Source organism: Ruficoccus amylovorans (genome assembly GCF_014230085.1).
Classification (GTDB): domain Bacteria; phylum Verrucomicrobiota; class Verrucomicrobiia; order Opitutales; family Cerasicoccaceae; genus Ruficoccus; species Ruficoccus amylovorans.
The window spans coordinates 1-1,274 of the sequence record NZ_JACHVB010000048.1 but is presented as its reverse complement, the minus strand read 5'-3'; the positions used below and the strand labels follow the sequence as shown (position 1 = coordinate 1,274).

General features: G+C 68.8%; 2 protein-coding genes and 1 pseudogene. All 3 read left to right on the top strand.

From position 1 onward, the window contains the following. A pseudogene (locus H5P28_RS15525) lies at nt 1-249 on the top strand (hypothetical protein); the annotation flags it as partial. 46 nt (nt 250-295) lie between these two features. Then, nucleotides 296-469 carry a hypothetical protein gene (locus H5P28_RS15520; protein ID WP_185676624.1) on the top strand — a complete coding sequence of 58 codons (174 nt, stop codon included), beginning with the start codon at nt 296-298 and terminating at the stop codon, nt 467-469. Further along, a partial coding sequence (locus tag H5P28_RS15515; protein ID WP_185676623.1) for a RecB family exonuclease occupies nt 466-1,274 on the top strand: 809 nt, incomplete at its 3' end. The genes H5P28_RS15520 and H5P28_RS15515, both read left to right, overlap by 4 nt.

The following is a 1,274-nucleotide window of genomic DNA, read 5'->3' as shown; positions in this document are numbered from 1 at the left end:
GCCAACTATTGCAAGAAGCTCGGACTGCCGGGGTACTCGTCGCACCAGTACGGGGTGACGATCCGGGCGGAGCTGGGCGACATCAACCAGGTCCCGGAGGAGTCGGAGCGGGTGTACCGCCTGCTCCAAACCTCCGTGGACCGCGAGCTCCAACAGACCGGCTGGCTGCCGCAAGGCAGGCAGCCGGGACCCGCACCCGGGCCTGTCCAACGGAGCCGACACCTGGACCTGCTCACCCAAACAGCGTGAGCTGATCCTCAGGCTCGTAGAAGAACACAGCCTCGACCGCCGCGAGGTGGACGAGTTGGCCCGTCAACGCTTCGGCAAGGGCGTGCGCTCCCTCAACAAACTCGAAGCCTCCGGGCTGATCGACGAGTTACTGGAGCGCCACGGGGGCAAGGGCCAGGCCGCCCGCTCCCCACGCCGGGGCAGCACCCGCCGCACGGCCCCAGTCGGGAGGGTGCCATGATCCGGCCCGCCGATCCCGACCACCGCCCCCCGGCGGATATCGTGGCCTTCCCGCTGCGCCCCAGCGACGGGGCCTTGGCCCACGTCAGCCCCTCGGCCATCCGCGACTACCTGCAATGCTCCCTGCGCTTCTACTTCAAGCGCGTGCTGGGCCTGCCGGAGCCGGGCAGCGTGAGCCTGCACCTGGGTAAGGCCGTCCACGCGGGCATCCAGGCCTACTGGATCGCCCGCTGGCGCGGCGGGGATGCCTCTGCCGATGTAGTTATAAATCACTACAAAACGGCCTTCGACGCCCACGAACAGGAAGCCCCGGTCCCCTTCGCCGAGGGGGAACGCGAGGCCACCCTGGCCAAGGGCGAGGCCCTCTTGCGGGCCTACTGCGAGAGCGAACACGCCCAGAACGAAGCCAGGCCCCTCGGGGTCGAGGTCAAGCTCCAGGACGACTTCCCGGAACTGCCCTCGCCCCTGCTGGGCTACGTGGACCTGGTCCTGTCCGCCGCGAACGGTCCGGTGGTGTGCGACTTCAAGACGGTCGCCGCCACGCCCAACGTCGAGCTGGAGGCCTTCCTGCACGAGGGGCAACTGTGCGCCTACCAGTTGCTCATCGAGGAGGCCACCGGGCAACCCGTCTCGGCCCGCGAACTGGTCTTCCTCGTCAAGACGAAGACACCGAAGGTCATCGTCCACCGCCTCCCGCCCGCCGACGAGACGGCCCGGGAGCGCTTCTGGAGCATGGCCCAGGCCATGGTGGACGGGGTCTATCACGAGCGCTGGCATCCGCAGCCGGGCATGCACTGCGGCTGGTG